Below are 26195 nucleotides of genomic sequence, written 5' to 3' on the forward strand. Positions count from 1 at the left end.
GTATGGGTAGGCGGTGTTTATAGCTTACGTTCTGATGTTTCATGCATCTTAGGCGATAGCCTGGTGATAGCCCCTGCTGGGCTATGGCTGCCCAGCATAAACTCCTGTGGTTGAGACGCTTCGACCCACACGATGCAGCGATTGCGGCCGCCGTTTTTAGCCTGATATAGCGCCTCATCAGCCAGTTTAAGTAGCCTAAATGGATCCTGAGTATGGTCTGGATAGGTTGCCACTCCACAGGAAAACGTCACGTTTCTTAATAACGTACCCTGGTGCGTTAGAGAAAGTTGGGATACCTGTTCCAAGAGCGCGTTAGCGCACGCTTCGGCAGCGTTAACTGAGGTACTTGGCAGCAGAGCAATAAATTCTTCACCGCCAAATCGGCAAACGATATCGAGACCGCGAAAGTGTTGCCTCAGCAGTGCACCAATTGCCACCAGCACGCTATCACCGGCATCATGACCAAAGTGATCGTTGATCTGCTTGAAGTGGTCGATATCCAGCATCAATAGAGTTAGTTGGCTGGTATTTTGCTGCGCGCGTCGGCACTCATGTGCGAACACCGTATCGAAATGACGTCGATTGTATAGATTGGTGAGGGAGTCTTTAAAAGACAGATTTTCTAATTCCTGAACGAGGCGATCCAGCTCCTTTGTTCGCGATGCCACCTGATGTTCAAGGGTTTCGTTAGTAAGCGACATTTGCTGCTGTGTATGACGATAGTGCCACAGAAAGATGGCGGCGTTAGCCAGCGAAAAAATCAACGTACCGTAACTTAATGAGATAGGGCGCCAGGCAACGAAGCCGTGGGCTACCAGCATATCAGCCAATAACAGCGGTATGAAAAAGGTGAAGCTAAGCGCCAATAAGCGTTGCTCGATACTTAATTCGCGAAACCGAAACAGGGCAAGCATTAGCATGGCAGGCAGTGTGACGACTAGCAGCGCATCAAATGCAGGGAACGTGAGAGACAGGCTGATCACCCCTGTCTGAACCAAGCCGATTGAAATAGCGAGATAAGCTAAATGCAGCGTCCAGAGCCGTGTCAGCCAGCGTTTAGTGGTGCCGTTAAACCAGTGGCTTAGCAGCAACCCCAGGGCAACCGGTAACGTATAATAACTGCCTGCACGTAACGTATCCCACGCCAGGGCGTTGTCAATGATTAGCTGGCGAGCCGGCGCCTCAGCCATCAGCATCAGCCCTGAGGCGTAGGAAAACAGAGCGATAGCTGCAAAACCGCGCCGTTCGGGGCCCATTAGAGCGAATATGCTGGCTATAAATGCTAAAACGAACACTAGAGCGCTAACAGCAAGGTCTTGAACGGACATTTGGATGATGCTTTTCAATACATCAAGGCGCTCCATTACCTTTACTTCGCCCCACAGGCCGATATTGGTATAATAGGAGAACACTCGTATATTAAGCGATTTGCCGGAAAATCCCTCAGGCAGGTCGACCATGTGCCAGGGCCAGCCTGCAAAATCTCAACGGCCCTGTTCATCGAATTCGCCGTACTGATATATCAGCGTATCATCCAGATAGACCTGGCCAATCAGATCGATACTGGTGATATAAAGTACCGGATCACTCCAGTTACCTTCCGGTAACACACCGCGAAACCATACTTGCTGCTGGCCATTTCGTTCCGGTGGGTTGGCAGGAAAGCTAATGGCGTGCCAGACGGGCGTTGTATTGTTTTGCTGAAGAGTGCCTTGCGTATCAAGAGGGAGGTCGCCCCAATGATATTCCCAGCTATGTAGAGGTTGGGGCGCTGTGTCGGCCTTTAAGGCACACGAAAGCAGCACTCCAATACAAAGTGTAATGCCCCACAGGATAGCTTTATAGATGCCATACCCACGCAACAACAAAGTTCTGTTCCTGGTCGCTGTTATGCGGCTGTTAAACGCATCATCACTGGATAATTCGTAACGATGCTAAAACCCGGCAGGCCAGCCATGATCCGCTGAATAAAAGCGGCTAATGATGCTTGGCTTAGCAAGGGTAAGAGATCCCTGACGGATTAAAAACCAGCTGATAAACTTCGCCTACACGCGGCAAAAGAAGTTTGTTTCCCTGCGGGCTGTTTAGATAGGTATGTATCAATATTTTCTTATTGGGTAAAGTAAAGCAGTTATATGTCACGTTGACTACAAAAAAAAGCCGGGCTTATCATTACCCGGCGCGGTTTGATTTAGTTTAAATTAGCGTTGCATGATTTTGCATTAGCGATTTTTGTATTAGTGATTTTTTATTTAGCTATTGGTGGCTCCGCCTACCACGCCACTGCGAAAGCTGTTGGATGCGCTGGCATTACCTGCACGATGTTTAAGATGTTCCCCCACGGCATCTTCAGGTGAGCCAGCCAGCTCGCGGAACATACCCATTGAACCCAGCAGTGCAGAGGACTCATAAGGTACAAATACCCGCTCGCCATCTTTTGCCATATTGGGCAGGCCTTTGATATAGCTCTGGCCCAGCAAATAGCCCACGACCGTCCGCTTGTTCTCTTCACTGTCACCAATTGCGTTAAGTACCAGCTTGATGGATTCCTGCTCGCCCTGAGCACGCAGAATAGCCGACTCCTTATCACCCTGGGCGTTAAGAATGGACGATTCACGCTGGCCCTGCGCCATGGCAATGGCCGCGGATTTTTCACCCTCAGCCTCGGTCACCGTCGCGCGGCGTTTACGTTCGGCGGCCATTTGCAGGCGCATGGCCGTTTCCACCTCTTCGGGCATGGCGATATCCTGTACCTCTACACGAGATATCTTGACGCCCCATTTAGAAGCAGGCTCTTCCATCGCGGCCTGAATTTCATTGTTCACTTCCGCGCGCGACTCAAACAGCTTATCCAGCTCCATTTTGCCAACCACCGAGCGCAGCGTGGTTTTGGCCAGAACCTCGACGGCCTGACTCATATTGACGACTTCGTAAACAGCGCGCTTAGGATCGATGATCTGATAGTAGAGCGCGCCATTGATACGTACGGTCACATTGTCGGTAGTGACAACCGGCTGGCCGGGGAAGTCCATTACCGTCTCGCGGCGGTCAATGCGAATCTCATCAGTGGTAATGGCCTGGTACTCTTCGCCCATTTTGCGATAGCGCAACATAGTGATGGCGCGGGGTTGCTCGATAAAGGGCACGATGATATTGATACCGCTTTCGAGTACGCGATTAAACGAGCCGAGGCGCTCAACCACCATGACCTCAGATTGGCGAACAATGACCAGCCCTTTGGAAATGATCACGATGCCGATAACGACAATAATCAGGCTTATTAACAAACCGGGGCTAATAGGTAGATCCATTATCAAGGTTCCTTACGAAGTGTGGTGTCGTCTTGCAAAGGATTGGGTACTGACGAAGGGAGAGCAACCAGTGCTGTGGTACCTTCAAAGCGTTGAAAAATAACGGAGGTGTCGGGTGGCAGGTCTGTTGTGCCCGTATCGGTGACGCGCAAGCGGTAAAAGTCACCGTTAATTTTGATACCGGTTGCATCGTCATAATCGCGGCGCAACGTATGGTAGTAATTGCCCTTTTCTACCCCCGTGCCGGTGGTGCCGTAGGCAACGCCGCGAGGGGAAAAACGTGGGCGGATCACCCTAATACCTATTGGCACCAGAACACCGGTAAAGATACCCATGCTTAAAAGCTGCCAGGGTAGCGATAATCCCAACGCAGTAACGGCCGCAGTCAAGGCGGCGGCGATGCCAAGCGCCAGCAGTACCATGGCGCCTGATGTTAACTCCCCCAAGCTGAGAAGTAGCGCCAGCACTAACCACGTATAGGCAGGATTCCAATCCATAGTGCCTCCTTTTAAAGTTATCATCAGCCTACCTTAAGCTACTGCGTTAAGTCTGCTTAATTCGCATCTAAGTAAGCGATAAACGCAAACCGCTTTAGTGCTATTCTGCCTGCTTTATGAGCTTGCTTTTAAGAACCTAGCTATAAGAACTCGATTTTAAGAACCTGATTTTAAGAACCTGATTTTAAGAACCATAGCGCACAAAGGGGAATCGCGTGACAGGTGTGGTGTACTGGCTAGATATGGCAGGGGTGATTGTCTTTGCGCTGTCGGGCGTGATTCTGGCGTGTCGGTCCAAAATGGACCCGTTTGGCATGCTGGTGCTTGCCGCCGTCACCGGCATTGGCGGCGGTACGTTGCGTGATTTAGTGCTGGGGGTACGCCCCGTCTTTTGGGTCGCTGACGCTACTTACTTATGGGTCATTCTGGCAACCGTTAGTGTGTCGCTGGTCGGCTTTCATTATATTCATCGTCTGTCGCGGGGGTTTCTGCCAATTGCCGATGCGTTTGGCCTTGCCCTGTTTACGGTCATCGGCACGCATAAAGCGCTGTTGCTTGGGACCTCAGGCGTGGTGGCGGTTTTGATGGGCATGATGACAGGTGTGGCGGGTGGCATGATTCGCGACATGCTGGCCCAGCGCGTACCCATGGTGTTGCGTGAAGAGATATATGCCACTGCCGCTATGGCCGGCGGGATTGCCTATGCCACCCTGCAAGCCCTAAATGCGCCGCTAAGCGTAAGTATTACTATGGCGCTAGGAATTACGCTGGGTCTTCGGTTGGCAGCGATTCACTGGCAGCTGGCGTTACCGGTCTTTGCCTGGGTGACGGTACCTCCCAAAGAGGCCCAATCGGCAGTGCCGCTCTCGACGCCAGCTAAAGCCAAAGAGCGGGTGAGAATGATACGTCGTGAGCGTAAAACAAAACGCTAATTATATAACGGTTATATGGGTCATTGAGTGGGGGTGGCTGAGATAGGTGACTGGGCTTGCTGCCAGCGTTCAAACCAGCGGCGCGGCTGTAAAATATGTAAATCAGGCTGGTTATCAACCAGCTCCACCGCGACGCCCAGCGCGCCGAGCCGAGCATAGAGCGCGCCATTCGCACTGCGCTCAGCCATAGTGATATCCGCCAGCAGTCGTAACGCGCCGCCGGTAAGAGTAAGGTTGTTGAGGCTTGCGCGATCACCGTTAATCGCAAGCTCGGCAGAGCCGCTGATATTGCGTACGCTGAGTAGCCGGCCTAGCCACTCCTTTTCACGCGCCCGTTCCAGAAAAAGCCTGGCAAGTAGCCCCGTATCGCGCATTTCAAGACTTACTTGGCTCACTAAACGCACAGGGTCTGCCCAGTCTAGCTGGGCCTCATTCATGGAAATCTGTACCCACCAGCCGGCATCCGCCGAGACGTTGTCGCCTGGGCGGATAATATTTTCCAGGCGAAGAAAGGAGTTGTCGGCGGTAAAGCGGTGTGTTTCCAGATCACCCTGCGTAAGGGTCAGGGAAAGATGCAAATCCCCTCGCAGGCGCTGATCAAGCAGCGCCATATCGGCGACAAACGCGCGCAGCGATAGCTCTCCTTGGGCGGTTAAACCATCTAGCAACCACTCGCTGGTAAGGCTTGCCTGCCCACCTAATAGCGTAATTCCCGCGCTTTCGGGCAGGTAGCGGTTATAACGGGTAAAGTCCGGTACGTCGGTAATCGGTAGGGCAATCCGGGTGACGAAGTGCTCTGCTTCCGGTGAGATTAGCACCTCGCTGAGCTGATTAGTCTGGGTGGTTAAAGCGAAATGACGTCCCTCGACGTGGGGGCTGTCATCATCTTTTCGCTGCAGCGAAAAACGCGGAATTCCCAGGGAAAGCCGGGCCTGTTCAGCGCTATCGACTTGTGCGGTTAGCTCGCCACGCCCCGTCGCCAGGTAATCCAAAAACGCGACTTCGAGTTGATTGGCGTTTATACGTAGCCGGGTGGGTGCCAGCAGACGATTATCCCGAAACGACCCTTGGGCAAATAGCTGGCCGTTGCCTGAAATCGATACGCCATGGGCATCGGGCAAAAAGGTGTTTAAAAAGCCTAGGCGCTGCACGCTGCCTTCCAGCTGAAACTGCCCGCTGGGCGTATCGTCACGCCGCTGAAAGCGACCATCGCGCAGCACCAGAATACTTTCCAAGCGTTCATTGGGCTGGGTATCATCGGCGACCTGCCAGCGTAAACGGCTGTCGCTTATATCAATTGACGTGCCGTCGGTCATTGCCTGCTTAAGTGAAAGTGAAAGCTGCATGTCGCTGGTTAATGTTGTGCGCTGCTCATCACGCTGCCAGCGGGTGGTAAGTGCGTTACCCGATAAAAAAAGCTCTCCACTCAGCTGATCAGCGGTAAGGGCAAGCGCTCCACTGCTTTGCGCTTGACCGCTGATTAGCTGAAACGGTGCGGGATCCGGCAGGTAGCTAGCCAAATAGGGTTGCAGTACATTGATGCTGGGCATGCGCGCATCTTGCCAGGTCAGAGTGGCCGTCGCCTGTTCATGGGCTAGCGCCGTGTCGATGGGGCTTTGAGCGGTCAGGTCGATCGTAGCGTCGTTAAGTAGCGTTCGCTCATGGTGGTTAAGCATTGCCTGGGTAAATTGAAGCGTGGCGTCAACGCTCGCGGCATCCGTTAGCTCAGCATTAAGAGTACCGCTACCTTGCGCCTTGAAATCCAACGCTTCAGCCGCCAGCATTTCGGCGTCAATAAACAGGCGAGCATTATAGAGCTGGGTATCACGCACACTAACATCGGCTTCTAGACGGCCATTGCCTGATAAGCGAATCCCCTGGCCCTGTAATGTATCGGCCAGGTAGCGGTCCAGCATATCCAGTCGCGTGATGGTGCCTTTCAGGGTGAGTTCGGCGTCCGTGGGCGAGCTTAAGTGATCGAGTCGCTGATTGGCGATCTTGCTGGTCAGGCGTAGTGCGGTATCAGTGGCGTAGGCTTGAGTATCTGCCAGAGTGACGCCTTGTAGCTGGGTTGCAAAGTGAAGCTGATTATCGCTCACGCTAAGTTGAACGTTTCCCTGGCCTGTCGCGGAATGCCGGGGCGGTGGGGCGTCCGCGATCACCCAGGTGGTCGGGGCCGTTGGCTCAATAAGCTTGCGCTCGTCTAGCGTTAAGCGTAACTCAGGCGCTTCAAGGGTCAGCTGGCTGCCTTCTTCAAGCGTACCTGACGCTAGCGCAATATGGCCGGTCAATTCGCCCCGGCCATTTAGAAACAGCCAGGGAAGGGCATCCAGGTAGGGCATGAACACGTCCCAGGCATCTGCTTGGGCACGTAGCTCAAGCGTTGCCGAAAGGGCGGCTAGTAGCTCAGGGTTAAGCTCGCCCGTGGCCGGGTCGGTCGGTGTGACCTCATCAAGCGATGCCGTTGCCTCAAGGTTAATCGCATTAACCAGCGTCATTTGGTCGCTAAGCCGTACCAAGCGGCCTTCAGTGATGGCAAGGGTTGCTTCGGGGACGGCCAGGCGCTCACGGCTAAGCGTTGTGTTCGATACACGCAATGTGCCTTGAGCTTCAAGGGCAATATCGCCTATGGTTAAGCGGCGAATGCCTTCTGCGTCCATTGCCTGAATATGTAGTTCACCGCGCAGTAGCGATAATAAAGACAGCGTAAGCGTGGCGCGTTCGGCCTCAATGCTAATCGGTAACGCGTCATCTTCACGTGAAAGGTACAGGTTTTCTACCTCCCAGCGCCCAGGGTGGCGGCTGGCACCTTGACTCCAACGAATCTCAACGCCTTCGAACTGGGAGATTTTGTTGGGTAGCCACTGGCTATTAAGCAGCCAATAGCTGCCTATCAGCCAAATGGCGACGATAAATAAGGCGCCAATTAGCGTTGCTAATGCAAAGCGTGGTAAGCGTTTTTTGGCAATATTCGTGTTTGGCATACTCGCTTCCTGGCCGATGACTCCTGTTAGCGCGTGTTTTATGGCATTATGCGCGACGTTGGGCAGTTATGGGTTTTCGATTTCAACGCTAGGCAGGCAGCAAACGCCATGTTCAAGGATTTTTACGCGCAACGCGGAGAGTACATCGTGATCTCTGCTGAGCAGGCCAGCCGTTTCGCTAAAGGCGTGGCTGGCGATTACAACCCCATTCATAATCCGGATGCGCGTCGTTTCTGCGTGCCTGGTGACTTGCTATTCGCACTGATACTCGTCAAATTTGGGTTGTCGCGGCAAATGGAATTTCGCTTCACCAATATGGTGAGTGCTGATACGCCGCTGCTGTTTAGTGAAGCAGATAACGGTGAGCTACACGTATCTGACGAGAGTGGCAAATGCTATCTGCAGGTGGTTCGCAGTGGTGAAACAACCTTGGATGAAACCGCTATTGAAGCATTTGCGCGCTGCTATGTGGCTTTTTCGGGAAAAAACTTTCCGCACTATTTAAAGCCGTTAATGGAGCAGCACGGGGTCATGTTTAACCCCAAACGCCCGCTGGTTATTTACGATAGCATGGGATTCTCGCTGGAGCGTTTGGATGGGTTTAACCCCAATCTTGCGTTAACGCGCTCCTCGCTGGATGTGCAGGGTAAGCGGGCGGATGCGCTGCTTGAATTTTCCATTGAGTCGGCGGGAGATGCGGTAGGGGTTGGCTCCAAGAAGTTGGTGGTTAGTGGCCTGTGTCATTACGACGCCAGCGAAATGGCGGCAATCGTCGATGAGTTCTACCGGCTTAAAGCGGCTTACGAAGCGGCTTAAACAATTCTTGCGATGCGTTTCTATTCAAGCCAATAGCCACCTGCACCGAGCAGGTGGCTATTACGCATAGCGGTTAGCCTGGCATGTTTGTCGGTACAAGCGCTGGTTGAATATTCGTTACGCCTATGGTGGTAATACGCCCTTCGAGTACCCCCAGTACGGATAACGTCACATCGCCTAGTACTAGTTCATCGCCTTCGCTTGGGCTATCGGGCAGGCGTTCATGCAACAGCTTATCCAGTGTGCATGTCATATCATCATCTAACGTAAGGCCATACGAGTGAAGTACTTCGCCGACACTGGTGCTTCCCTTAAGGCGTAAGGTTTGATCAGGAAATTCGCCGCTGGTAATACTTGCGCCCTCGGCAAACACGTAGTTAACAAAAGGCCTAATATCAGGACGTAAAACGACAAACAGGTGGTCGCCTGCCTGAAGTAGCGTTGAGCCACGCGGTGGGATGACATCCTTGCCGCGCGTAATCATCGCCACCACCGTGCCATCCGGTAGCGCAATTTGCGATAACCGTCGATTGACGGCCCTTGCGGTATCGCCTAAGCGGTACTCCACAATATCGGCGTCAACATCTTCCAGTGCCGTAATTTCAAGGCTTGCGGCAGGCACAATGGGCGGTGCGACGGTAAGGCCTAATTTACGCGCCACATAGGGAAGGGTTGTGCCTTGAAGGGTCGCGGAGATTAACACCACGAAGAAAACCACGTTGAAGATAAGCTCCGCGCCTTCCAGGCCAAAGATCAGCGGAAATATAGCCAGAATAATGGGCACTGAGCCACGTAGGCCTACCCAGGCAACCAACCCGGTTTCACGGTTGGTAAAGCCGAACATTTTAAGAATAGGCGTCACGGCAAGCGGACGGGCCACCAGTATTAAAATGGCCGCGATCATCAGGCCTTCAAGCCATACGTCCAGCAGTGACATGGGATTGATAAGCAGGCCCAGCACAACGAACATGACGATCTGGCTCATCCACGCCAAGCCATCATGAAACAAGAAGGTACTGCGCTGAAAAGCGATGCGACGGTTACCGATCATCACCCCCGCCACAAAGATCGCCAGAAAGCCGCTTCCCCCAAGATTAGCTGCGACACCAAAGGCAAATAGGCCACAGGCTGCCACCAGCACGGGATAAAGCCCTGAGGTTACCAGTTGGATGCGATTGATTATTTGAACCGATGCCCAGCCCACTAATAAACCTACGACGCCGCCAACCCCGATCTGCATCACGAATAGCTTCAATAAGCCCACGCCAAGCGGCATATCGTTAACCAGAACTTCAAGCAGTCCAATGGTCAAGAAAATCGCCATAGGGTCGTTCGAGGCGCTTTCGATCTCAAGCGTCGACTTAAGCCGTTTGTTGATATGGATATCGGCATTACGTAGCAGCGAAAAAACGGCCGCCGCATCGGTCGACCCTACGATGGCGCCCAACAATAACCCATCGAGCAGCGGCAGATTAAGAATATAGGCCGCTGCTGCACCTGTAATCATTGATGTAATGAGAACCCCAACCGTTGCCAGTAAGGATGCGGGTTTCCAAACCATGCGAATTGAAGCCATCGGCGTTTGTAGACCGCCGTCGAATAGAATCATGGCCAGCGCCAAGGTACCCAGGGCATGTGCCAAAATAGGATTATCAAAGCTGATCCCGCCAATACCCGCTTCCCCAGCCAGCATGCCGGTTCCCAGGAACAGAACCAGCACCGGCATACCCAAGCGGGCCGAAAGTTTGCTTGAGATTATGCCGATCAGCAGCAGGATCGCTGCCATTAAAATAAGTTGATCCACCTGAAACATACGCGCTTCCTAGCAAACGATATAAATGGGCGCCGCGTTAAACCGTGGTGCCATGCAGTAATGAAATTCTGAGAGTACCCTAATCGGTTAGGCAGCCGGAGGCGCGCGGCTAGGTGGAAGGCATATGGATAGGCTATCTGCCCGTGGCGTAATTGAACGCGACAGAGTGCAACTGCCTGAGCGGGCGAAGACAACCTGGGCTGCATAAGCAGGCAAGGCCGCATCGCCCGTCTCCGCGTCATTGGTGTCGGCGGTCAGGGGCTTGCTGCCGCGAATTCGTAATGAATGGCTCTGTGTGGCCAGCGGCAGCAGCGCTTCGCGCTGATCGGCATGCGTGGATGAGCTGTTGACGCCGGTAGCAATAGCGGCCGGAGAAGATGGAGTGGCGCACCAGAGCAGCAGGGTCAGAATGCACAGGCCGGCATGGCTCAGCTTGTGGGTAATCACCGCAGTGAAGGCTTGTTTCTGATAAGGCAAAGCGCCATCTCCATCGTCGTACGCTTTATCATCCTTTATTGGCAAGGCAGGTCAAGCGGTTAAGCGCACGCTCACGATTTCTTTTTGTGCTGTGTCATTGCCAATCAGCAATTGCATTAATAGCTAATTGACGTTTACGTCAACTTGCTGCTATACCCTGTTCACACCGCAAAGGCAGTGATAATGACTGTCTCCACAACGAACAATCATAAGACAGGAGCAACGCAATGGCCGTTCGCGAAATTTCCATGATCATTGATGGTCAGGCCGTCCCGTCACAGAGTCAGGAATGGCGTGATGTGGTTAATCCAGCGACTCAGGAAGTGGTGGCCCGGGTACCTTTTTGTACCGCAGAAGAGGTAGAGCGCGCGATTGCCAGTGCGCAGGAGGCCTTTAAAGAGTGGCGCAACGTCCCGCTTGGCAAACGTATGCGTATCATGCTGACCCTACAGGCGTTGATTCGGGATAATACCGATGAGCTGGCCGCTTTAATCACCGAAGAGCATGGCAAGACGCTACCGGATGCTAAAGGCGAAGTGGGGCGCGGGTTAGAAGTGGTTGAGCATGCCTGCTCGATTACCTCGCTTCAGCTAGGCGAAGTGGCTGCAAACGCCGCTAGTGAAGTAGATGTCTATACGCTTCACCAGCCGCTAGGTGTCGGTGCGGGTATTACCGCGTTTAATTTCCCCATTATGCTGCCTTGCTTCATGTTTCCGCTGGCCATTGCCACGGGCAATACGTTTGTCTTGAAACCCTCCGAGCAGGATCCCAGCTCTACCATGCGTCTGGTGGAGTTGGCCCATGAAGCGGGGGTGCCGCCGGGCGTGTTAAACGTCGTGCATGGCGGTCCCGAGGTTGCCAATCAGATCGCTGATCACCCAACGATCAAAGCCCTTTCATTTATTGGTTCAACCCATGTGGGGTCGCTGCTTTACAAGCGGGCGGGCGATGCAGGCAAGCGCATGCAAGCCATGATGGGCGCGAAAAATCACTGTGTAGTGATGCCTGATGCGAATCGCAGCCAGGCGATTAATAACCTGCTGGGGTCGGCGTTTGGCGCCGCCGGACAGCGCTGTATGGCCAATTCCGTCTTAGTGCTGGTCGGTGAGGCGCGCCAGTGGATTGACGATATCGTGGAAGCCGCGCGCCAGATGAAAGTCGGCCCAGGCACTCAGCAGGATGCCGATTTAGGGCCACTCGTATCAACCGCTGCTAGGGATCGTGTGCTGCGTTTAATTGAGGCGGGCGAAAAGGAAGGCGCCAATTTGCTGGTTGATGGGCGCAACTGCCAAGTAGAGGGCTACCCAAAGGGCAACTTTGTCGGACCGACGCTCTTTACCGACGTGACGGCGGAGATGACCATTTACCGTGAAGAGATTTTTGGCCCCGTACTTTGCGTAGTCAATGTGGAAACGCTTGATGAGGCGATTGCGTTTATCAATGCCAACCCTAACGGCAACGGCACTTCTATCTTCACTAACTCCGGCTGGGTGGCGCGGCGTTTTGAAACGGATATTGATGTGGGGCAGGTGGGAATTAACGTGCCGATTCCGGTGCCGGTTGCTTATTTTAGCTTTACCGGCTCAAGGGCCTCAAAACTGGGCGATCTAGGGCCTAACGGTAAGCAGGCTATTGCGTTTTGGACACAAACCAAAACAGTAACCGCGCGCTGGTTTGAGCCTGAAAATGTTTCCAGCGGCATCAATAGCACTATCTCATTAAGCTAGAAGCTATGTTTCATCAAGTCAGAAGCCATTGTGCTTGGGCTTATGATTGCGCTGACGCTTAGCCAAGCCTGACAGCGTTTAACTAGATATCACGGGCTCCTTTTTAGGAGCCCGTGCTGGTATAGAGTGTCTTAAAAGTCCTGCAGCAGGTTGAAGCTTTCCTCAAGCAGCTTTTCAATGGGGTTAAGCTGGCTCTCATGCAGAACCAGTAGCGAGGGCGACGCTTTTACCTGCCCGCTAAGCGGCACCAACAGTGCAAACTCACCCTCTTCCAGATGAAACTCATGGATTTCACGGGGGCCGTGCGGAGTTTTGCACTGTGAGCAGCGGTAGACATCGTCTTCCCCATATACCAAGCGGTGATACATTTTAAACAGCGTATAAAGGGCGAGCCCGCCTTCAAAGGCGGGCCAGCTTGCTGGCATTGTGCGTATATCATCGGCAAGCATTTGCCCTTCAGCTTTGGCGTCGGCGATAGCATGGGCGAGAGGGTCTGCTAGAACGGTCGGGTTTTCTGACGGGAGAGGGACATTTTGTTGCGCGGCCTTCTCAAAGTATTTTACAACCCGCTTAAAATCAGCCAGATCATGCAAAGCGTAGTCGGCATGCTGTAGGTCGTCTGGTTCAAAACCACCGTTTTCCCAGCCATGAATGACGCGAAGCGTCATGTCACCGCGTGCCATCGGTCGCGCCAACAGCATATAAAGCATTACACGAACGTGAAGCTGGCGCTCATCGGTGTTGTTTTCAAATGCACGATAAGGATCAGCAAATAGAGTATGGAGCCGACCTTGGGTATGCTCTTTGGCTTCGGTATACGACATGGCAATTTCCTATGCGCGCGCCATAGGTATATTCACACGGCGCTTTTGGCATTGATGGTTGTTATGGCGCGAACGGCAGTAAGCCAGTTTTATGCGGCAACGCCGCTATGCAGGTAATACTCCAAATTTTTATTAGTTTAAGCAACGTTGTAGCGAATGAATAGGAGAAGTAAGCCCTTTTCATTCTAGCTATTTAGCGCATAGCATACATAGCCGCAGGCGCGAGTGGGGAACATTGTCACTCAGTTTTGACGGTTCGTTGAATTTCAATCAGGATACGCTCTCAATTCACTGTCGCCAGGGGAGCCACATTGTGTGGCTGAGAATGCTGTTGCAGACCCTGGAACCTGATCCGGTTAGAACCGGCGGAGGAAGTGCGACATGCCATACCTAACGTCAGCCATGCTAGGCGCGGCGCTCTGCTGCTTTGCATTTTTAGGCTTTAAAGCCCGTGGGCGAAAAGGCTCACTAGATGACTATGTCACCGCGCGAAACTCACAAACCAGCACTACGCTAGGGCTCTCTTTTGTTGCCTCTGGGATGGGGGCATGGATATTATTTGCGCCGCCAGAAATTGGCGCCTTTGCCGGCCCGTTGGCACTGGCAGGTTACGCTCTTGGCTCTTCGCTTCCGTTTATCGTCCTTGGCCTCTATGGGCCGGCTATTCGCCGCGCTTTGCCCGAGGGACGCAGCATCGCGGAGTTTGCCGACGCTTGCTATGGCCGGGGCGTTCGCCACTGGGTAACGCTGGTTTCGGTGGTATACATGGCGTGTTTTTTGGCCGCTGAATTAACCGCCATTGGGGCGATTACGTCACTGCTATCTGACGTGCCGCCGAACTGGGTGATCATTGGCGTTACCCTCGCTACACTACTTTACACGGTAAGCGGCGGGCTGCGCGCAAGCCTTGCGACCGACCGCTGGCAGGCGTGGCTACTGGTTGCCCTGTTGATGATCGTTTCAAGCGTCACCCTGTGGCACCTGCCCGCAATGCCCAGTGGTGCGGTGCTGCCCTCCATTCCCACATCCAGTGCACTTAGTGTGTCGTTAACGCTGGTGATTGCGGTCACTGCGGCCAACCTGTTTCACCAGGGCTATTGGCAGCGAGTATGGGCTGCGCGTGATAATCAAAGCCTGGGGCGGGGCGCCTGGATGGGCGGAATTGCCACGGTGATCATCGTAATGGTGATTGGCGGTTTGGGCATGGTGGCGGCCATGAGTGGAATAGCGCTTGGTGAGCCCCCGATGCCTTTTTTTGCGCTATTGAATAACGTGCCCTCTTGGGTAGCCATGGTAGCCCTGGTGCTGGCGGTCACGCTGGTGGCATCGAGTGTGGATACGCTGCAAAGTGGTATTGCCTCGCTGATTGTGTCGCGCAGCGAAAAGCCTGGTGTTTCCATCACTCTCACGCGTTGGATGACCGTCTTACTTATGGTGCCGGTGGTGATTGTCGCGCTTCAGGGGTTGTCGATCCTACGCCTTTTTTTAATTGCCGATTTACTGTGCGCCGCCATTGTCGTGCCTGTTCTACTCGGTTTATGGCAACGCATGACGCCGCTTGCGGCTATTGGTGGCGGTTTGGCTGGACTAATGGGCGCTATCTTGCCGGGATGGATAGGTCAAGAAAGCCTAAGTGCCGGTATAATGGCTGCAAGCTTCCCCAATAGCGTTCCCACGCTCGGCCCGTTTTTAGGAGCGTTGTTAGCTTCCACTACGGTAAGCGTGGTGCTCGCGTATGTGACGAGCAATAAGGCGGTTGGGCAGTGAAAATTATTTCACGCTATGATGGACAAAACACCTACCGACCTGGGTGAAGTATTAAATGAGTTATCCTATACCGTCAGATGAGAAAGCACGCCTAGAGGCGCTTTACGAGCTTAAACTGCTCGATACGCCCAGCGAGCCAGTGTTTGACCGTATTACCCGGCTTGCCGCGAGGCTGCTTAATGTGCCTGGTGTCACGATTACCCTGATTGATGCCAAACGCCAGTGGTTTAAATCACGTGTTGGTCTGGATGTGCTTGAGACGCCACGTGATATCGCTTTTTGCGCCTACCCAGTTGCCGAATCTGCCCCTTTGGTCGTTGAGGATGCCTGTCTTGATAGCCGATTTGCGCAGAACCCACTGGTGGCTAAGCCTAATGGGGTACGTTTCTACGCAGGAATACCGCTAAAAACCACCAAGGGACTGGTGCTAGGCACTCTCTGTACGATAGATACCAAACCACGAAAACTCAGTAAAAGCGATTTTTCCACGTTGCAGGATCTTGCCGATATCGTGACTGAGGAAATCCAGCTGCGTGAGCGACTCAATCGTGAGAAGAAACAAAAAGAGGCCTCTCAGGAAGCCCTGATTAAACTTCATCATAGTCTTGAACAGCAAATCGAACAGCGTACACATGAGCTTAAATTGGTCATTGAAACCGCTTACGACGCCTATGTGAGCGTTGATGCAAACGACTGCGTATTGGACTGGAATTTAGCTGCCACCACCATGTTTGGTTGGTCGCGCGAGCAGGCATTGGGCAAGCCGATTAGCCAGCTTATACTGCCTGATGGCTTACCCTGTGAGGCTGAAAAAGGACCGGTGACTCATTTAGCACACCGATCAGATGGCAGTCGCTTACCGGTTGAGATTCGCTTTAAATCGCTCTCTTTTCACAGTAGGCAGTGGCGTAGTCTGTTTATCCACGATATCAGCGAACGCCAGCAGCTTGAACGCTTGCGTGACCAGCAGGCGCGCGAAGATGTACTAACCAAGTTGGCCAATCGCCGGGCGCTGGACGAACGCTTGCCTGACGCTATGGCTCGTGTGCGACGCTCACAAAAGCCGTTAGCCGTACTGTTTATGGATCTGGATAGTTTTAAGCAGGTTAATGATAATTATGGCCACGCGGTTGGCGATGAGCTGCTACGCGAAATAGCCAAGCGATTAACGGCCTCTGCCCGGGAAACCGACTTTGTTGTACGTTGGGCCGGGGATGAGTTTGTTCTGCTGCTTGAGGGCGTTGCGCTGGATGCGATCAAACCTATAGCGCAAAAGCTCATTCATACTATTGAACAGCCGCTGCTCATTGGTAAGGCCGTGTTAACCGTAAGTACTAGCATTGGCGTTGCGGTTTATACGCCGGGCGCAGATGAAACGGCGCAAGAACTCCTTAAACGTGCCGATGTTGCGATGTATGAAGCAAAACGCGCGGGTAAAGCTCAGGTATGCATATCATAGCTACGTATATCAAAGGTACGCATATCAAAGGTACGCATATCAAAGGTACGCATATCAAAGGTACGCATCGCGTAAGCTGCGTATTATTTTAAAGAATTCAAGGAAGAGTATGATTCGCAGCATTGTGACAACACCCGATGGCACCACTTACGAAGGCGACGAGCAGCTCTTTGCGACGTGGCAAACAATACCCGATAGCCACATTTGGATAGATATGCAGGGCGAAGACGAAGAGACGGTCGAGCGCCTGCTGGAAAAATTTGAGTGTCACCCACTGGCGATACAGGATGCTCATAAAGAGCGCCTGCCGCCTAAAATCGAAGAATTCGATAATCACACGCTGATTGTCTACCGGGGTATCTCTTCATTTGATGCCCAGCTTAATTTTGTCCCTCAGCAGGTGTGCTTTTTTATCGGCGAGCGCTTTTTAGTCACGCTACATTCAGGCCTTGCCATGAGCGTTGAGCGATTGTTAAAAGAGCATGGTAAGGCACTCTTAGCCAAGTCGCCTGAGCAGGTAGCGTTAAAAATCATGTATACCTCAGCCGGCTACTATATCGATAGTCTGCTTGAGTTTGAGTCGGAACTGAGCGATTTAGAGGATGAGCTGCTCGCAAACGGTAACGACGTATTAATGCGTAAGATTACTACTTATCGTTCTCGATTGGTCAAAATGCGCCGCGTGTTTAACTATCATAAAGGGATTACCCAAGAGTTAACGGCCTACGACTATCAGCATCTTCCCCGCGAAGAAAGCGAAACGCTGCATGCCATTAACGATGTGGCCGAACGTTTTGAACGGCTTTATACGCTGACTCAGATGTATTACGACATTTGCGGCGATTTGGTCGACGGCTATATTTCCATTTCATCGCACCAGCTTAATATCACCATGCGTGTTCTAACGGTGATTACCGCGATTTTTGTCCCCTTAACGTTTATTGCCGGTATCTACGGGATGAACTTTGAGTACATGCCGGAACTGGGCTATCGCTACGGCTACTTCTTTGTATGGGGCGCCATGGTCGGGATGGCTGTGGTGCTGATTTGGCTATTCAAGCGAAGAGGCTGGTTCTAGTTCAGTAGGCTTTTAAGCAGCGGCCAGAGTTTGTTATGGTCGAGCAGTTACCTTATTCCTTTGCATTAGGGAGCCTGCCCAATGACTGAATCTGCTGCTGTTCCTACCACGATGGCTGCCATGCTCTTGACTGGGCATGGTGGCATTGAAGAGCTGCATTACCGAGAAGACGTCGAGACTCCCAAGCCTGGGCCGGGTGATGTTCTGGTTCAGATAACGGCGACTGCGAAAAACAATACCGACCGCAAAGCCCGCGAAGGCCTTTATCCCACCAAGGAGAAGGGCGACGTTACTTCTTTCGCTATGGGCGGTACACCCACGTTAACCTTCCCGCGCATTCAGGGGGCTGACGTGGCGGGGCGGATTGTGGCAGTGGGCGAAGGCGTGGATGCCGGGCGAATCGGTCAGCGGGGTCTGCTTGATTTCAATATCTATGCCGATGAGCGTCGGGACATCAACCTGACCCCGGATTACTATGGCCATGGTGCTGACGGCGGCTACGCTGAATATGTTGCCGTACCGTCAGACCAGTTTCACCATGTCGTTAATCCTAAACTGCATGACGCCGAGCTTGCGTCCATGGGCATGTGCTCCTACCAGACGGCCTATCACATGATGACATCGGCCCAGGTCGAAGCGGGCGAGCGCGTGCTGGTAAGCGGTGCAAGTGGCGGTGTGGGCACCGCATTGATTCAGCTTTGCCGTATTGTCGGGGCCATTCCCTATGCGGTTAGCCAGCCCGATAAAGCCGATGCGCTGCTGGCGCTAGGCGCCGAAGCGGTGATTGACCGCGGCGACCTGCCTACGTTTGTGGATCGGGTGCTGGCCACTACCAGCGGTAAGCCGATTGACGCGGTGATGGATTTAGTCGGTGGTGATATGACCGATTTGTTTATCGACACCATGATTGTCGATATGCAGAGCCGCCAAACCTACCCACGTCTTTCAATTGCAGGCGCGAGTGGCGGTAACCTTAGCGAAATCATGTGGACGCGTATTTACCTTTATCAGGTCCAGATATTTGGCGTTTCTCACGGTACCCGGGAAGAAGCCGAACAGCTTATTGATTGGATTCGCCATGGTGAGCTCAAGCCGGTCCTTCACGCCGCTTTCAAGCTTTCAGAGCTGCATGCCGCCGAACGCTATTTTGTTAATCGAGGCAGCAATTATCTCGGTAAGATCGTCATCGTGCCCGATGCGCAGTGGGACGCCCATGGCGCTCCTTTTGCCCTAACGAACGCTCAGGAGCAACGCCCTTGAAAAATATCCATACACTTCAATTGATGGATACCCATGCAGGCGGCGATGTTAGCCGGATTGTAACGGGAGGGATTGATGCCCTGCCGGGGGCGACCGTACGGGAACAAATGGAGTACCTGCGCGACGATGCCGATGGCCTGCGCAGGCTGCTGTTGGAAGAACCTTACGGTATTCCAGAAATGTCGGTCGATCTGCTGGTACCCGCTACACATCCTGAGGCAGCGGTGGGCTACATTATTATGGAAGTGATGGGCTATCCGATCTATTCAGGCTCCAACACGTTATGTACTGCTACCGCCGTGCTTGAGGCTGGCATCGTGCCCAAGCAGGAAGGTATCCAGCGCTTTGCTCTGGAAGCGCCGGCAGGCCTGGTACACATAGAGGCGCGCGTGCATAACGGGGTGGTGGAGTCGGTTACCTGCGAAGGCCTGCCAAGCTATATTGATACCTACCGCGATACGATTCAGGTGCCGGGTATCGGCGCAGTGACGTACTCCATTGCCTATAGTGGCGGCTTTTACGCGCTAGTGGACGCCACCGAGCTTGGCTTTAAGCTGATTCGCGAAGAAGAGCAGGCACTTTCAGCCTGCGCGCATAAAATCGTGGAAGCACTGCAAGCCCAGCGCGGTTTTTCACACTACACGCTGGGCGATGTCGGCCCGCTACCGTTTTTGCACTTTATGGGGCCTGAAGAGCAGGTGGGTGAGGGCTATTTTCGCTCGCGCTCAACAACCTACGTGCACCCAGGCGTGATTTGCCGCAGTACCACCGGGACGGGTACTTCCGCCCGTTTAGCGCTGATGAACTATGAAGGCCGCCTCAACGTAGGCGATAAGCTTGAAACAGTGTCGCTGCGTGAAACCGGATTTATTGGTACGTTTACCGGAACGCATCAGGAAGGCGCGTATCAGGTCGTTGAAAACACAATTACCGGACGCAGCTACGTGCTTGCTCAGTCGGATATCGTGATTAACTGTGATGACCCGCTGGTGGCCTGTGGTGAGTTGCACCATATTTTGAGCGACCGCCATGCCGCTAAGTCGGGTAGCTAGCCTCGGCTCGCTATATACCCCTTCGCTTCTAAGCGCTCCCATACCGGGGCCTTTTCGGCCTCGGTCATTTGGCTCCAATAGGCAATTTCATCCAGCGTGCGTCCACAACCCTGACATGTGTTTGCCGGGTCTAACTGGCAGTGCTGAATGCAGGGGGAAAGCGGTCGGGAAACAATTGTCATGCGAGGCTCAATATACTGTGTAACGCTTATGAAGTGGAAACCTTACCACGTAGCGATTTGATTTTGCCTTTGCGGGTTTTATGGTCAACACGGCGTCGCTGGGAGCCTTTTGTCGGCTTAGTAGGACGGCGTACTTTCTGCTGCTTGGTCGCACTGATGATCAGTTCTTTCAAGCGCGTAAGGGCGTCTTCTTTATTAAGCTCCAGCGTGCGATAGCTTTGCGCCTTGATAATTACCACGCCCTCTTTACTGATGCGCTGATCATTAAGCGCCATCAAACGTTCTTTATAAAACGCAGGCAGCGTAGAGCGTAAAATATCAAAGCGTAAATGCACCGCTGACGCCACTTTGTTGACATTCTGGCCACCAGCACCCTGGGCTCGGATTTGGCTAATATCGATTTCCCAGTCGGCGAGGGCAACATGGTTGGAAATAGTGAGCATCCAGTCCTCTGTGTCACACGTGAGTTATAAGGCTAGCACAGTTAACACAGAGGAGCGTGCAACCGCGGGGGTCAAGAGGCGAGGTTAGTGACCGGCTCACCGCTAATAAAGGCATTTAAATTTGCAAAGGCATCGCCGAAATAAAGCTCATAGCTATCTTTTTCGACATAACCCACGTGAGGGGTCGCCAGGCAATTGGGCAGTTGAATGAGCGGATCATCATGCGTGGGTTCACTGTCGAAAACATCGACCGCCGCACGCCCGGGCCTGCCTGCCTTTAGGGCACTGACCAAAGCGCCTGGGGCAATTAACGGTGCGCGGCTGGTGTTGACCAGAAGGGCGGTGGGGTTCATGCGGGCAAGGTGATGTGCAGTGACTATACCGCGGGTCTCATCATTCAGGCGCAGGTGTAAGCTCAGCACATCGGCGCGTTGAAAAAGATCATCCTGGCTCTCGGCAACCGTTAAACCCGCCTCAAGCGCGCGTGCCTGAGTGCTTTCGCGGCCCCATACCAGCACGTTCATCTCGAATGCCTGGGCGTAGCGGGCCACTAGGCTGCCTATTTTTCCGAAACCGAAAATCCCCAATGTGCGTCCCTTCAGCCCGGTACCTAGCGTTTGCTGCCAGTGGCCAGCTTTAAGGTTGGCTACTTCTTCAGGTATGTGACGCATGGCTGATAGGATCAGCCCCCAAGTCAATTCAGCTGCCGCGTAGGGTGAGCCTTTACCCGCCATTACCGTGATGCCACGGCGCTGGCAGGCCTTGAGATCCACATGGGCTGCGCCGCCGCCGGTTTGGCTAATCACTTTTAAGTTGGGTAAGCGTTCCAGGAGCTCTGCAGTGATAGGAGTACGCTCACGGATGAGTACTAACGCATCTGCTGTCTGAAAGCGTTCGACTAGCGCCTCCAGATCGGTCAGCGTATCGTGATAAACCGTTACGTCATGCCTGCTCAGTGCAGCAAAGGCATTAAGGTGACGCACACAGTCCTGATAATCATCGGCAATCACGATCTTCATTGGCAGGTCCTTGGTCGGTGTAACATCATCATAAACGCAGCGCCGATAGCGTGCTGTTATAAAGTGATACTACCCTTACGTTTGGCAATCAAGGAGCAATGAATGAGCGACTATTTATTAGAGGATTCTCCGTTAAGCGCTGGGATTATTTATCGCCTGCTCTCAGGAAGTATCTGCCCACGCCCGATTGCGTGGGTAGCCACTCAAGGTACCAGTGGGAAGGACAATCTTGCGCCCTTTTCGTTTTTCAATGTGGCAAGCGTGACCCCGCCTGTCTTGGCTTTTTCGCCACTTCTAGATGGCAGCGGGCAGCCGAAAGATACAATTCGCAATCTAGAGGAATTGCCGGAATGCGTGGTGCATATTGGTAGTGAAGCGCTGATCGAAGCGCTGAACACAACTAGTGCCAGCCTGCCCAGAGAGGAAGATGAGTTTACGCTTGCAGGGCTTGAGAAAGCGCCAATGTCAGGCGTTTCAGTGCCGCGTATCGCAGCATCCCCAGTTGCCTTTGGTTGCAAGCTCTATGAGTTGATTCGCTTTGGCGACCAGCCTTTGGCGGGTACGCTGGTGTTGGCGCAGATAGTGTCTATTCATATCGATGACGCCGTATGGGATGGCCGTCATGTAGATATCGATTTACTCAAGCCTATTGGCCGGCTAGCGGGTAGTGACTACGCTCGTGCAACCGACCGCTTTGCTATTGAGCGCCCGGCTTAATCTAGCAAGCCTGCACTGAGCTATGTCTGAAGCTATTTCAGGTTCTATATCCGTTTCTATATCAGGTTCTATGTCTCGGGCCAGAACTGCCTGGTGCTTAGGTCAGAAACGCTTTCAATACAATTCTTATAAAGCAATCGCTAACTTAAGTATAAATAAGCTTTAGTTAAACTACCCCCTGCCGATACTAGTAGCGTGATATCCGTTTTTGGAAAGAGCGTTGTAATGGCGCTCAAGGTCGTCATTTATATCGATTTTTTTGGAAAATGAATACCTAACCCTTGCCCTAAGCGGTTATCCTTAGCCGCCTTATTAGAGGTGCTTTTTCAAAAAAAAGCAGACGTTACCTGTATAACTTCTGACACAAGCGAACACCCATAATGAAAAAGACTTTCAGTATCCGCGCCATGTTAATCAGCCTTTTCATCATGGCAATGCTGGGCGCGGTTGCGCTTGCTGCTACCGGTTGGTTTACCAATCAGCGGCTTATCAACTCCCAGCACACTATTACCGATGAGGTGCTTCCCCTTCAGGATGCCAGCCGCCGTTTGGTACTGACCATGGCCGCTTTTGGCCAACGCCATAGTGAGCTGCTCGCTGCAGAAGATGAGTCTGCACTGGAAAACGTCGTGTCTGAAGAGACACTTAATCAACGTTTTATGGATGCACGCGAAGCGCTGAAAGAGGACGGGGCTCAAGCGCAGCTGGCAACCCTCGATAGTCATTATAATGCGCTATTGGACGGTGATGCTGAGCTTGAAATGGTGCGTCAGGTTGAGCTTAATCTGAAATCGGAAATGGACGCCCAGCTGGGCAACATGGAAATGTTTGTGAGTAGCGCCATGAGTAGCGCGGAAGAGATCGCTAACGTTTCGGTGCTTAATCAGCAGCGCTATCAGCGTGATCAAAGGGACCTTATGGAGGCGTGGCGTGAAGATGACATGACCACGCTACCCACAACGATTCTGGATGGTTTGTTTGTTCAGGGCGCCAATATAGGGCGTTATAGTGCCGATGTACGTACGGCACTGGCGATGTTGGCAGGATATGGCCATCAAATGGTACAGGCGTCCAATAGCGGGATGCTTTCCATGTTACGTCAGCAGTTTATTGAAACGCAGTTTAGCCAGGTGCGTAGTTCATTATCCGCTATTCTCGATGCGCCTAATTCCGATAGAAATCAGGCGCGTATGGTCACTGCGCTGTCTGAGGTGGTCGACGAGCTTGAAAGCATCATGATAACCGGCCCCATGTCGGTGTCTATGCTGCGTGAGCAGCAGCTGGAGCTCAGTGAGCAGGTTCAGATAGCGCTTACGAATGTCGCAAGCGCTATGCAAGCAATGCAGCAAGCGCTAGGCGAGGTAGAAAACTACGCCGTTGCTCAGGCGGATAGTGCCGTTAACCGGGCTGAAGCCTTAGCAGCTACCGGTTTGACGCTGCTGATTGGCGTAACGCTTGGAGTTGTTACGCTACTGGCCATCTTTGGCTGGCGTACGCTGGTACGTGTTCTAGGCCCGCTGGTCGCCATGCGTCGTCAGATGGAAAATATTAGCGGTGCCGCCGGTGAAAATGCCGACCTTTCACAGCGCCTGATGTTACAGCGCAATGATGAAGTGGGCCAAACCGCTCAGGCCTTTAACCGGATGATGGATACGTTCGAAGGTATGGTCGCGCAGATTCGGGAAAGCGCTGAGGCCATTGCTGCGAGTAGCCGACAGATTGCCAGCGGCAATGAAAACCTCTCCCAGCGTACCGACCAGCAGTCCGCTTCGCTTGCGGAAACAGCGTCTAGCCTTGAGCAAATTACCTCGACAGTGAAGCAAACCGCCGATTACGCATACCAGGCCAAAGACGCCAGTGGCAGTGTTGATCAGCGAGCCCGCTCGGCAGGAGATGTCGCCAAGCGCACTACAGCCGCGATGAGTGACATTCGCGAAGCGAGCGAGAAAATCACCTCAATCATTAAAGCCATTGACGATATTGCCTTCCAGACCAACTTACTGGCGCTAAATGCCTCCGTAGAGGCCGCTCGTGCAGGCGAACAGGGGCGTGGCTTTGCGGTAGTGGCCCAGGAAGTGCGTAAACTTGCCGGGCGCAGTGCGGATGAGGCGGCGCAAATCCGGCATCTGGTCGATGATAGCGTGGCCAAGGTCAGCGAGGGTGAGGAGTTGGTAAATGCCTCCAGCACGCACCTTCAGGAAATTATCGATAGTCTCTCTGAAGTCACGCGCTACGTGACCGAGATCGCCGACGCAACGCAAGAGCAGTCTACGGGGATCGAGCAGATCAACCAGGCGATTTCCCAGCTAGATCAGGTAACCCACCAGAACGCTCGCTTAGTGCAGGATGCTTCAAGCGCGAGCCAGGAGCTTGATGAGCGTGCCGGTGATATGCATACGCTGGTTAGCCGCTTCAGGGTTAGCGACAGCGTTGGGCAAAATGCACTTTCATTACCGCAACATAAGGCACCGATGCAGTTAACCTAACCATCGCCGCCGTGCTTTCTTTCAGCGAACGTGTCTTAGGCACGTTCGCTGTGTTGCGTTTTAGGGGTTGATTTATAGCCGAGGTGCCTGCACCCATCAAGAGACAGTCATCCAAATCAAGGAAGTGAAATGACGACATTAGTGATTGGCGCCAACGGGCAGATCGGTAAACAGTTTTGCGAGCTGGCCAAACAGGCTGATGTGCCGATCAAGGCCATGGTGCGCAAGGATGAGCAAGCTGCCTGGTTTACTGAACGCGGCATCGAAACGGTGATCGCCGACCTTGAAGGTGAGCTTGAACATGCCTTTGAAGGCTGCGATCAGGTGGTTTTCACCGCCGGTTCTGGGCCACACACCGGCCCGGATAAAACGCTCATGATCGATCTGTTTGGTGCTATTCGAGCCGCCGATATTGCCAGTGAAAAAGGGCTTGATCGCTATATTATGGTGAGCGCTATTCGCGCAGAGCGCCCTTTGGATGCACCCGAAAAGATGCGCCCTTACATGGCTGCCAAGTTTGCCGCGGATAGCCACCTACGCTTTGCCAAAGTTCCCCACGTCATCCTCAAGCCAGGCCCCTTGACTGATGAGAAGGCAACGCACGGATTTGCCGGAACGATGCAGGCATCTCCTGAACAATCCATTACCCGGGCAGATGTTGCTCATGCCTTACTGCACGTTGTGAAAACACCTACGTTGAAAGATAAGGAGTTCACACTCTTGAACGGTAAGGAATCCATTAGTGACCTCGTGCACTAAACCCGAGCCCTTATTGACGCTCGATGCGCCTGTCGGCGTGATTGCCGACACGCATGGGTTGCTACGCGATGAAGCCCTCACTTACTTAACGGGGTGTGGGCTCATTCTTCATTTAGGCGATGTCGGCCAAAAGCCGGAAGATCAGTCCATTCTTGATCGCCTTGAGCAAATAGCGCCGCTGTTTGTGGTTAAGGGCAACATCGATACCGCTCCATGGGCCGAGTCATTGCCGCTAACCCATTCGCTTGACGTAAATGGTTGGCGGCTGCATCTGGTACATCGCCTTATCGATTTCGATGAAGCGACGCCTTGTGATGTGGTTTTGCATGGCCACTCTCACAAGCCGCGTAACGAGTGGCAAGAGGATCGCCTGCTATTTAACCCCGGCGCGGCGGGCAAGCGTCGCTTTAAACTACCTATTACGCTTGGCAAATTATGGCTTGAAGAGCACCAGATAAAGCGCGCGATTATTCACTTACCGCTTTGAAGGCGCGTTCTTGGTCATAAAAAACAGTGTAGTAATGACGTACTACCCCTGAAGTAAAAGCGCTTGTTAGGCTTGTGTTACACACTCAGCGTGTGCTCGATGATA

The 26195-nt window shown here is 53.0% G+C and carries 23 protein-coding genes and 1 riboswitch; of the genes, 12 read left to right on the forward strand and 11 right to left on the reverse strand.

Annotated features, from left to right (window positions below; genetic code table 11):
- Nucleotides 1-17: 17 nt before the first annotated feature.
- The 4 genes from INT33_RS04360 to INT33_RS04370 all read right to left on the reverse strand — a co-directional run bounded on the left by INT33_RS04360 (nucleotide 18) and on the right by INT33_RS04370 (nucleotide 3808).
- Nucleotides 18-1460: a GGDEF domain-containing protein gene (locus INT33_RS04360; RefSeq protein WP_226940069.1), complete on the reverse strand. Its 1443-nt coding sequence runs from the start codon at nucleotides 1458-1460 to the stop codon at nucleotides 18-20.
- Between the two features lie 24 nt (nucleotides 1461-1484).
- A complete protein-coding gene (locus INT33_RS21120; protein ID WP_226940070.1) occupies nucleotides 1485-1868 on the reverse strand; it encodes a hypothetical protein in 384 nt (127 codons plus the stop codon).
- Nucleotides 1869-2252: 384 nt separating this feature from the next.
- Nucleotides 2253-3311: an SPFH domain-containing protein gene (locus INT33_RS04365; protein WP_192536879.1), complete on the reverse strand. Its 1059-nt coding sequence runs from the start codon at nucleotides 3309-3311 to the stop codon at nucleotides 2253-2255.
- Nucleotides 3312-3313: 2 nt separating this feature from the next.
- Nucleotides 3314-3808 (reverse strand): nodulation efficiency, NfeD-like protein, encoded by a 495-nt coding sequence (locus tag INT33_RS04370; protein WP_192536880.1) that lies wholly within the window; start codon nucleotides 3806-3808, stop codon nucleotides 3314-3316.
- A 215-nt stretch (nucleotides 3809-4023) separates the two neighbouring features.
- On the opposite strand from INT33_RS04370, the gene INT33_RS04375 reads away from it, so the two are divergent.
- Nucleotides 4024-4740 (forward strand): trimeric intracellular cation channel family protein, encoded by a 717-nt coding sequence (locus INT33_RS04375; RefSeq protein ID WP_192536881.1) that lies wholly within the window; start codon nucleotides 4024-4026, stop codon nucleotides 4738-4740.
- Nucleotides 4741-4760: 20 nt separating this feature from the next.
- On the opposite strand, the gene INT33_RS04380 is transcribed toward INT33_RS04375, so the two are convergent.
- Nucleotides 4761-7724: a translocation/assembly module TamB domain-containing protein gene (locus tag INT33_RS04380; RefSeq protein ID WP_193091224.1), complete on the reverse strand. Its 2964-nt coding sequence runs from the start codon at nucleotides 7722-7724 to the stop codon at nucleotides 4761-4763.
- Nucleotides 7725-7832: 108 nt separating this feature from the next.
- On the opposite strand from INT33_RS04380, the gene INT33_RS04385 reads away from it, so the two are divergent.
- Nucleotides 7833-8540 carry a DUF3581 family protein gene (locus INT33_RS04385; protein ID WP_192536883.1) on the forward strand — a complete coding sequence of 236 codons (708 nt, stop codon included), beginning with the start codon at nucleotides 7833-7835 and terminating at the stop codon, nucleotides 8538-8540.
- Between the two features lie 73 nt (nucleotides 8541-8613).
- On the opposite strand, the gene INT33_RS04390 is transcribed toward INT33_RS04385, so the two are convergent.
- Together INT33_RS04390 and INT33_RS04395 are read right to left on the reverse strand one after the other, a co-directional pair.
- Nucleotides 8614-10353 carry a potassium/proton antiporter gene (locus INT33_RS04390; protein WP_193091225.1) on the reverse strand — a complete coding sequence of 580 codons (1740 nt, stop codon included), beginning with the start codon at nucleotides 10351-10353 and terminating at the stop codon, nucleotides 8614-8616.
- A gap of 87 nt (nucleotides 10354-10440) precedes the next feature.
- Nucleotides 10441-10830, reverse strand: a complete 390-nt coding sequence (locus tag INT33_RS04395; protein ID WP_192536885.1) for a hypothetical protein — start codon at nucleotides 10828-10830, stop codon at nucleotides 10441-10443.
- A gap of 227 nt (nucleotides 10831-11057) precedes the next feature.
- On the opposite strand from INT33_RS04395, the gene INT33_RS04400 reads away from it, so the two are divergent.
- Complete coding sequence (locus INT33_RS04400) at nucleotides 11058-12557, forward strand: CoA-acylating methylmalonate-semialdehyde dehydrogenase (RefSeq protein WP_192536886.1); 1500 nt, start codon at nucleotides 11058-11060, stop codon at nucleotides 12555-12557.
- 131 nt (nucleotides 12558-12688) lie between these two features.
- Here the strand turns inward: INT33_RS04400 and INT33_RS04405 are convergent, their stop codons facing one another.
- Nucleotides 12689-13381, reverse strand: a complete 693-nt coding sequence (locus INT33_RS04405) for a hypothetical protein (protein WP_192536887.1) — start codon at nucleotides 13379-13381, stop codon at nucleotides 12689-12691.
- 289 nt (nucleotides 13382-13670) lie between these two features.
- A riboswitch (TPP riboswitch) is annotated at nucleotides 13671-13773 on the forward strand.
- Here INT33_RS04405 and INT33_RS04410 point away from each other — a divergent pair.
- The 5 genes from INT33_RS04410 (at nucleotide 13763) to INT33_RS04430 (ending at nucleotide 19997) form a co-directional block, all read left to right on the forward strand.
- A complete protein-coding gene (locus INT33_RS04410; protein ID WP_193091226.1) occupies nucleotides 13763-15148 on the forward strand; it encodes an SLC5/6 family protein in 1386 nt (461 codons plus the stop codon). It overlaps the preceding riboswitch by 11 nt.
- A 55-nt stretch (nucleotides 15149-15203) precedes the next feature.
- Nucleotides 15204-16607, forward strand: coding sequence for a sensor domain-containing diguanylate cyclase (locus INT33_RS04415; protein ID WP_193091227.1), 1404 nt, complete (start codon nucleotides 15204-15206; stop codon nucleotides 16605-16607).
- 109 nt (nucleotides 16608-16716) lie between these two features.
- Entirely contained in the window at nucleotides 16717-17685 is a 969-nt protein-coding gene (gene corA, locus INT33_RS04420; protein WP_192536890.1) for a magnesium/cobalt transporter CorA, read from the forward strand.
- 81 nt (nucleotides 17686-17766) lie between these two features.
- Nucleotides 17767-18945, forward strand: a complete 1179-nt coding sequence (locus tag INT33_RS04425; protein WP_193091228.1) for an alcohol dehydrogenase catalytic domain-containing protein — start codon at nucleotides 17767-17769, stop codon at nucleotides 18943-18945.
- Complete coding sequence (locus INT33_RS04430) at nucleotides 18942-19997, forward strand: proline racemase family protein (RefSeq protein WP_193091229.1); 1056 nt, start codon at nucleotides 18942-18944, stop codon at nucleotides 19995-19997. Before INT33_RS04425 ends, INT33_RS04430 begins: the two co-directional genes overlap by 4 nt.
- On the opposite strand, the gene INT33_RS04435 is transcribed toward INT33_RS04430, so the two are convergent.
- The 3 genes from INT33_RS04435 to INT33_RS04445 form a co-directional block, all read right to left on the reverse strand.
- On the reverse strand, nucleotides 19994-20179 hold the full coding sequence (locus tag INT33_RS04435) for a DUF1289 domain-containing protein (protein ID WP_192536893.1): 186 nt from the start codon (nucleotides 20177-20179) through the stop codon (nucleotides 19994-19996). The genes INT33_RS04430 and INT33_RS04435 overlap by 4 nt on opposite strands.
- A 26-nt stretch (nucleotides 20180-20205) precedes the next feature.
- Nucleotides 20206-20622: an alternative ribosome rescue aminoacyl-tRNA hydrolase ArfB gene (gene arfB, locus INT33_RS04440; protein WP_192536894.1), complete on the reverse strand. Its 417-nt coding sequence runs from the start codon at nucleotides 20620-20622 to the stop codon at nucleotides 20206-20208.
- Nucleotides 20623-20693: 71 nt separating this feature from the next.
- The gene (locus tag INT33_RS04445) at nucleotides 20694-21641 is read right to left on the reverse strand and encodes a D-2-hydroxyacid dehydrogenase family protein (protein ID WP_193091230.1); all 948 of its coding nucleotides are present in this window, start codon (nucleotides 21639-21641) and stop codon (nucleotides 20694-20696) included.
- Nucleotides 21642-21743: 102 nt separating this feature from the next.
- Here INT33_RS04445 and INT33_RS04450 point away from each other — a divergent pair, with 102 nt between their 5' ends.
- From INT33_RS04450 to INT33_RS04465, 4 genes are all read left to right on the forward strand, one after another.
- On the forward strand, nucleotides 21744-22358 hold the full coding sequence (locus tag INT33_RS04450) for a flavin reductase family protein (protein ID WP_192536896.1): 615 nt from the start codon (nucleotides 21744-21746) through the stop codon (nucleotides 22356-22358).
- Nucleotides 22359-22738: 380 nt separating this feature from the next.
- Nucleotides 22739-24844 carry a methyl-accepting chemotaxis protein gene (locus INT33_RS04455; RefSeq protein ID WP_193091231.1) on the forward strand — a complete coding sequence of 702 codons (2106 nt, stop codon included), beginning with the start codon at nucleotides 22739-22741 and terminating at the stop codon, nucleotides 24842-24844.
- A 129-nt stretch (nucleotides 24845-24973) separates the two neighbouring features.
- Nucleotides 24974-25603: an SDR family oxidoreductase gene (locus INT33_RS04460; protein ID WP_193091232.1), complete on the forward strand. Its 630-nt coding sequence runs from the start codon at nucleotides 24974-24976 to the stop codon at nucleotides 25601-25603.
- Nucleotides 25587-26090 (forward strand): metallophosphoesterase family protein, encoded by a 504-nt coding sequence (locus INT33_RS04465; RefSeq protein WP_193091233.1) that lies wholly within the window; start codon nucleotides 25587-25589, stop codon nucleotides 26088-26090. Before INT33_RS04460 ends, INT33_RS04465 begins: the two co-directional genes overlap by 17 nt.
- The last annotated feature ends 105 nt before the right edge of the window (nucleotides 26091-26195 follow it).

It is taken from the genome of Halomonas colorata (genome assembly GCF_014897985.1).
In the GTDB taxonomy this organism is placed as follows: Bacteria; Pseudomonadota; Gammaproteobacteria; order Pseudomonadales; family Halomonadaceae; genus Vreelandella; species Vreelandella colorata.